General features: G+C 72.1%; 6 protein-coding genes and 1 pseudogene. 1 reads left to right on the plus strand and 6 read right to left on the minus strand.

Features of this window, described 5'->3' with window-relative positions:
• Nucleotides 1-4: 4 nt before the first annotated feature.
• A complete protein-coding gene (locus AB0E83_RS18980) occupies nt 5-634 on the plus strand; it encodes a DUF4291 domain-containing protein (protein WP_362112593.1) in 630 nt (209 codons plus the stop codon).
• A 97-nt stretch (nt 635-731) separates the two neighbouring features.
• Here AB0E83_RS18980 and AB0E83_RS18985 read toward each other — a convergent pair whose 3' ends face one another.
• The 6 genes and pseudogenes from AB0E83_RS18985 to AB0E83_RS19010 form a co-directional block, all read right to left on the minus strand.
• The gene (locus AB0E83_RS18985; protein WP_362112596.1) at nt 732-1283 is read right to left on the minus strand and encodes a hypothetical protein; all 552 of its coding nucleotides are present in this window, start codon (nt 1281-1283) and stop codon (nt 732-734) included.
• Nucleotides 1284-1664: 381 nt separating this feature from the next.
• A complete protein-coding gene (locus AB0E83_RS18990; protein ID WP_362112599.1) occupies nt 1665-2090 on the minus strand; it encodes a hypothetical protein in 426 nt (141 codons plus the stop codon).
• Between the two features lie 611 nt (nt 2091-2701).
• Nucleotides 2702-4231 (minus strand): hypothetical protein, encoded by a 1530-nt coding sequence (locus tag AB0E83_RS18995; protein WP_362112602.1) that lies wholly within the window; start codon nt 4229-4231, stop codon nt 2702-2704.
• A 392-nt stretch (nt 4232-4623) separates the two neighbouring features.
• Nucleotides 4624-5073: a DUF6578 domain-containing protein gene (locus tag AB0E83_RS19000; protein ID WP_362112605.1), complete on the minus strand. Its 450-nt coding sequence runs from the start codon at nt 5071-5073 to the stop codon at nt 4624-4626.
• Between the two features lie 246 nt (nt 5074-5319).
• Nucleotides 5320-5925 carry a TetR/AcrR family transcriptional regulator gene (locus AB0E83_RS19005; RefSeq protein ID WP_362112608.1) on the minus strand — a complete coding sequence of 202 codons (606 nt, stop codon included), beginning with the start codon at nt 5923-5925 and terminating at the stop codon, nt 5320-5322.
• 164 nt (nt 5926-6089) lie between these two features.
• Nucleotides 6090-6497, minus strand: a pseudogene (locus AB0E83_RS19010) (aldehyde dehydrogenase family protein); the annotation flags it as partial.
• Nucleotides 6498-6710 lie beyond the last annotated feature (213 nt).

Raw genomic sequence — 6710 nt, forward strand, 5'->3', positions numbered from 1 at the left:
TTCGATGGCGCCCGCGAAGGGGTGTGATCACCCTGATCAAGTGACAGAACCCAAGCATCAGATCCGAGCCCTTCACACGGACGCCACGGTCACCGTCTACCAGGCGTACTCGCCGGAGATCGGTCCGGCGGCGGCCCGGGACGATCGCTTCCCAGCAGTGTGGAAGCGGGACCGGATGACGTGGATCAAGCCGTCGTTCCTGTGGATGATGTACCGCTGCGGATGGGGCACCAAGGAAGGTCAGGAGCACGTCCTCGCCGTCGAGATCACCCGGGAAGGCTTCGAGTGGGCACTGCGGCACGCCTGCCTGTCGCACTATGAGCGCGGACTCCACACCGACCACGACACGTGGAGGCGCCGGCTGAAGCGGGCCCCTGCCCGCGTGCAATGGGACCCCGAACGCGACCTGCGTCTCCAGCCGCTTCCCCACCGAACACTCCAGCTCGGCCTGGCCGGTGAAGCCGCCCGCCTCTACGCCGACGAGTGGATCGTCTCCATCACCGACGTCACAGCGCCGGCCCGCCTGGTGCATGCCCATGTGCAGGACGGAGACCTGGACGCCGCCCAGCGACTCCTACCGCATGAACGCCCCTACCCCGTGAGTGACGAGGTTCTGGCTCACCTGTACCGGTAGCTACGAGCACCGAAGGAGATGACGTCCGACGTCTGAGGGCCGCCCCGCGAAGATCTTGGCTCCGAGCGCGGAGCGGCCTGCGGAGCCGGCGAGGCGTTCAGACGGTGGTTCGTGAGGTGTCCAGGGACCGGGCGAAGTCGGCGAGTGTGTGGAAGTCGTTCTCCCGGAGGCCGATCCGGGGGTTGACGTGGTGGAGGAGACCGGGCCCTGGGTGGTGGGCGGTCACGTAGGTCTGGTCCGGCTCGCTCTGCTCGTCGTCCACCCAGGCGAAAGGACGGCCGCCCGCGTAGTCCACCAGCGGTCCGGTCTTCCAGTGGACTCCATCAGGGCGTTCTTGGAGGAGGACGTCGCCGAAGTCCACGAAGGGAAGTTCCGGAAGGCCGAGGACCGGTGCGATCCACCGGTTGGCGTCGTCCATCCAGGTGGTGGCCCAGCACAGCTCGAAGCCGAGCCGGAGCAGGATTCGCCCATGGTCCGGGTTGAGCCAGACCCGCAGGGGGCGTCGTCGGGACGACAGGCCGCTGGTTTCCTGCCGGGTGTCGCTCCGGGGGACCCGGAGCGTGGTGTAGCCGTCGGGACGCCTCTCCGGCTTGGCCGCGTAGGGGTTGAGCGGCCCGTCCACGTCGAGGAACAGCAGAGGTCGGTTCATGGCTCCCCCGGTTTTGCTCACTGTGGACCGCCTTCGTGACGGCCGCTTCAAGGGGCCGGTGTCCGCCACGCGGTCGATCTGCTGCGGACCCGGATCCTCATCGCGTCGTGGCCTTCCGGTCCGCGCCGCCTGTCAGGGCTGCTCATCCTAGGCGCTCTTGAACGGGACCGTTCCGGCGAGCGGTTTCTCGGTCCGTCTGGAAGCCCCGAGCGGCTGGGCGGGATCCGCTGGGCCGAGACACAGCCGGTACGAGGGGTCCGTGAGGTCTGGCTGCACGTTGCTCTCGACTGCGGATTCCCGACCGGTGACCTGTATTCGCTGTCACCGTTGTCCGGAAGCGACGGCGAGGACCCTGGTCGGAGCCGTCCTCAGAGATCTCCGTCACCTTCCTCCAGAACGTGGCAGCCGGCCTTCCTCGTGCAGCAGAGCCATAGCCTGGAGATCGTTCCTCACCATCACCTGGGCCAGCCTGCCCGCGGCCCTCATCACCGAGCTCCACCCCGGAGCGTCCAGGTACTCCTCGTCCCGCGCGTCGCGGCCCACCGCGTCCTGTACGGCTGAGTACGCCTCACCCAACTTCTTCGTGAGAGCGACTTCCTCCTCGGTGCGCAGGCTCTTTCCCAGCCAGGGGGCCGGGTCGTCCGCGTTGCAGAAGTCATCGAACAGGACATGGACCACGTGGTCCACGTTCTCGAACTTCTCCGGGTCCAGCCACACGTCCCGTTGCCACGAAGGACTGGCAAGGGCGAGTACCGCCGGCACAACGTGCAGCCGGAACACCGGGAACTCAATGCCGTGATCAGTCACATCGCGAGCCTACTGGCGTCCCCTGCCCCGTACGGATGAACGTGGGCAGCTTTCACGGCTCCTGAACCGGGCCGAGGGCGTCCGGGCTCAGGCCGGAGCGAGGACGGTGTTCGCCCTCGTACCCGGGGAGGACGGTGTTCGCCCCGTACCCTGGGCCGACGCCGAGAGCCCCGTGAACCCGACCTCGATCGCGCGCAGCCCTCCTCCGGCCGGCCGCAGGAGGGCATCCCGACAGGCCGTTGCTCCGACCGACCGCCCCGGCTCCGGATCCACCTGCGCGTACGATGCCGGCTTCCCGGTGGCGGTAGGTGAGGGCTGGGCACCGACGTGGCTCTCGACCTCGGCCGCCGTACGCGCCTGTGCGAAACGGCCGGAGCCGCGGGCCTCCGTCGCCGCCTCGGTCGAGTTCGTCGCATGGCGGTGAGCCGGCGGATCCAGACGCACGGATGCGCCCTCCGACACCGGGCCCTTCGAGCGGGGAACCCGTCGAGCGCCCGATCCAGCCACAGCGGCCGCAGGCGGTCGCTTCCGTCTTCGCGCCGGCCTTGCCGTCGCCCACCCGTGAGCCGGACCGCGACACGGTGACAGGTCCACCCGGACGGGCGAGTGGCTCACGCCTCCTGGAGGGGGCAGGTGAGCGGAAGGACGCGTTCGGTCAGGTGGCCGGTGAGGTGGGTGTCGGTGAGGGCGGCGTCGGCGAGCCAGTCCGCTCGCGTCAGATGGTCGACCAGGGGCTGCAGCTCGTCGGGGGCGACCTGGACGTGGGCGGTGAGGGCGTTCAGGGCGATGCCTCGGCCGCCGGGACCGAGGTGGCCCGAGGGGTCGGTCCGGAGGGCCAGGGTCAGGGCGAACAGCCGGGTGCCGGCGGCGGCCTTGGTCTTGCGGAGCTTCTTGTCCGACACGACCCTCTGGGCCCAGCCGGAGAGCTTGGGCCGCATTTTCTTGCCGAACGCGAACGGACCCGTTCCGTCCTCGCCGGGCACCAGGGAGGGGACGGTGATCGGGGTGGGGCTCTCCGGTCGGGAGGCGAGCAGGTCGCCGACGGTGCCGGGCAGGCTGAGCCAGCCGCAGCCGGTCAGCTCCTCGACCAGACCCTCCGGATCGGTCAGGCCCAGCCCGTTGAGGTCCTGGCCGACGAGGTTGCCGGTGCCGGTGTGCGCGGTACGCAGGGTCAGCATCAGCACCAGCAGCCGTGCTTCGGGACCGGGCAGCGGGGCGTGATCGGTCACGTACGAGAAGACGGAGCGCGCGTGTTCCCACTGCGCCGGGGCGTTCAGCAGCCGCGTCACGGCCGGGCCGCCGTCGGCGGTGTCGCCGGTACGGTGCTGGTGCTGGAGACGGATGGTGGCAGCCGCCTGTTCGGCACGCCGGGCCTCCCAGCGGAGAGCCCCGTCGCAGGTGGTGTCGGCCCATTCGGCGAAGGCGCGGGCCTTGCGCTCCTGGAGGTCGGCGAGCAGCGCCAGATCGGGCTCCTCGCGCCGCTGGTAGGCGCGGAAGAGGTTGCCGAGTTCGATGAGTTCGTCCCGCAGGGCGACGGGCCGCAGGTCGTGGGGGATGATCCGCTGGGCGATCTTCGCCTGCGGGGGACGCCGCCGCGCGGGCACGGAGCGGGAGGCCGGAACCCTCGCCCCCGGGGCGGCCTGGTGGTCGGAGAACCTCGGCGCGCCCACGCCCGTGGCTGTGGGGACCGGGCGGTCGGCGGCCTGCGGGGCGGGCGACGGGGAGGCGGCCACGGTCCTGGCCCCGGGGATGGCGGCCGCGCACCGCGAGCAGCACTCCATGGCCTGCCACCACCGCCCGCCCCGGTCGGCGACCACGGCCAGGACCATCGGCCCGCCGCACCGCCAGGCTTCGCCCCGCGCGGGACGGCCGGTGTCGGGCAGGTGGGTACGGCAACCCGCCACCCGGCACGCGCAGTACGCCTCGGCCCTGGGCGTGGAGGCGGCGCGCAGGTGCTCCTTGAGGTGGGCGACGGCGGCCGCGCGACCGGCGGCCGCGGACGGCAGGCGCTGCTCGGCACAGGCCGGGCGGCTGCACGAGACGCGTACGGCTGTACTGCCCCGGACGACGGCGTCCAGACGCACCGTCCACTGGCGCCCCGGCACCCGCTCGTCCAGCTCGCTCACCACCGCCTGCGTCATTCCGCTCTTCCTCCTGGTGCGTCTTCGTGCCCGCCGCCCGCTCTCCCACGGTCCCGGGTGGCGCCCGGCGAACTCACCGTATCGGGCACACGGGCCAGGACCGGTGAACTCGGCGTGCTTGCCGCCCCGGGGCGGGCAGGCGGCGTCACCTGCTCAACGCCCTGACGGGCGGGCGAGTTCTGCCGGTGGACCACAAGAAATCCCGCGAGTCGCAGGATTTCCTCGCCGAGTCGGGCCGCTCCGCTCCGCTACCGCCCGTTCCGGGCTTCGCCGGAGGCCGCGCCTGCGCGTGGGCCGCGCGCAGGCGCGGCAGATGTCCGTCGAACGGGCCTTCGGGGCCCTCTGTCCGTGCCTCGCCTCCCTCCGCCTCCCCCCGCCGGAACAGGGCGTGACTACTCGTCACCCCCGGGCGGGACGAGGCGGTCGGCGACGGTCGTTCCGTCGCTACGGAGCTCGTCCGCAGCACGCCGGACGGTCACCAGGTAGCCCGTGAAGCTGACGTCCGGCCTGGCCTCCGCCCACCCGTCCGCCTTCTCGACCGGAACCAGTACGGTCGTGCCCGGGACAGGGCGGTTCGCCGTGTCCGTGGCGCCCGGGACCACCCCGTAACGGCAGTGGATCTCCACGACGGACACCACCTCCACCACGGTGGGCGCGCGCTCCCCTCCCTGGCCGTGGTGCTCCTCGCGGAAGTCGATCCCATCCGCGCGTTCGCCGCCGACGACGTCGGCGTAGTCCTCCGGATCGACCTCCAGCAGCGTCCACGAGACGACGTCCCCCGGCGCGAAGCTCTTCCCGCAGCACTGCATCTGCCAGTCATCGACCCAGATCGTCCACGTCATGCCTCATTCTCCGCCCGGTACGCCTTCTCCCACCTCGCGGTGAGGCGTGGCGCAGGAAAAGCCCCGCCTGTGCCTTCTGACGGAGACGACGTGGGGGAGAGGTGCCGCAGGCGGCCCGTCCCGGCCGGCGGCCGGTGGCCCGTCTCTCCGGTCGGGGCCGCGCCGGTCCGCCGGGCATCATCCCGTACGGTCCCGGGCGGTCGATCCTCGTCACGGTGAACGCGGCTGCGCCGTCCTCTCCCGCCGTCAGTCGGGCGCCGTCGCCTCCTGGAGGGCGGGGGAGGCGGCGAAGAGGGCGAAGACGGAGGTGCGGACCTGCCGGGCGACGGCCTCGGGAGTCGAGGTGTCGAGCTTGCCGTCGAGGTGGAGGAAGGCCAGGCCGTGCACGAGCGCCCAGACCGTGGTCGTCAGTGCCTCGGCGTCGTCGGCGCCGGGGAACGCGTCCCGGACGACGCCCCGGACGTACGCGGAGATGGCCTCCGTGGCGGCGACGCGTTCCGCGCTGGTCGGGTCGCAGGGCTCGGCGAACATGACGCGGAACATCGCGGGGTGGTCGAGCGCGAACCGGACGTAGGCGACGGCGACGGCCGCCAGGCCGGCCGGCGTCGTCGGGGAGGGGTGGGCCGCCGACAGGTCCTGGGCGAGCTCCCGGTACCCCTCGGCCGCGACGGCGGAGACGAGCGCCTCGCGGTCCGCGTAGTGGCGGTAGGGGGCCGTGGCCGAGACACCGGCGCGGCGGGCGACCGCCCGCAGCGACAGGCCCGCGCTGCCGTCCTCCTCCAGCAGTTCCCGGGCCGCCCGCAGGCAGGCGGCCCGCAGATCACCGTGATGGTATGTGCTGCTTTGCGCCATGGGGCACACTCACTCTCCCGGTCGTCCGCCGTTATGTACTGTTCCGATGTGAACGGTGCATACATCCTAAACGATCGAAAGGGGAGCGGAAAGCGATCATCTGGCCCGACAGGGCGCTCGCCTCCGCCCTGAGGTGCTGGTGTTCAGGCGTCGTCCGTGCTGTGGTCGTAGGCGGCGCCGATCTTGAGCTTCCCGGTCCGCGCCACGGACGCGGCGACGAACTTGTCGCGGACGGGTGCGGCCGCATGGAGGCGCTCGTCGGACACGCACGGCTGCCCGGTGGAGGGGAGCAGGCACCGACGGCGTCCTCGGCGGCCTGCTCGACGTCGGCGCCGTCCATGAGGTCCGTGGGCCACGGGGCGATTGAGCGCGGTCCGGGCGTCGGGCTCCTGCACGACGGCGCTGCCGGCCGTCAGCGCTGCGATGGTGTCGCCGGCGGCCACGCTCGGCGGGTGGTTCCACGGCGGGCCGACGGTGACGACGCCCAGGGGGCGCGGTTCGGTGGTGCGGGTGAGCGGTGGGATCGCGCCCCGGCGCCGCTCGGAGGCGAGGCGCTTGCCGGCGTCGCGGGCGGTGTCCGATGGCCTCGCGGACGGCGGCGCCGCAGGACGGCGGGTGCGTCGTACGGCGCCGTCGGCGACGGTCTCAGGCTTCGGTGCCCCGGGGCTTGGCGAGCCAGGTGCGGTAGGTGCGCAGGGCGCGTTGCTGCTTGCGGCGTTCGGAGATGAGGGCGATCGCCGGGTGGGTGTTGGGCTTGGTCCGGCGTCCGCGGGCGAGGCGGCGCA

The sequence above is a fragment of the Streptomyces sp. NPDC035033 genome, from assembly GCF_040636735.1.
Classification (GTDB): Bacteria; Actinomycetota; Actinomycetes; order Streptomycetales; family Streptomycetaceae; genus Streptomyces.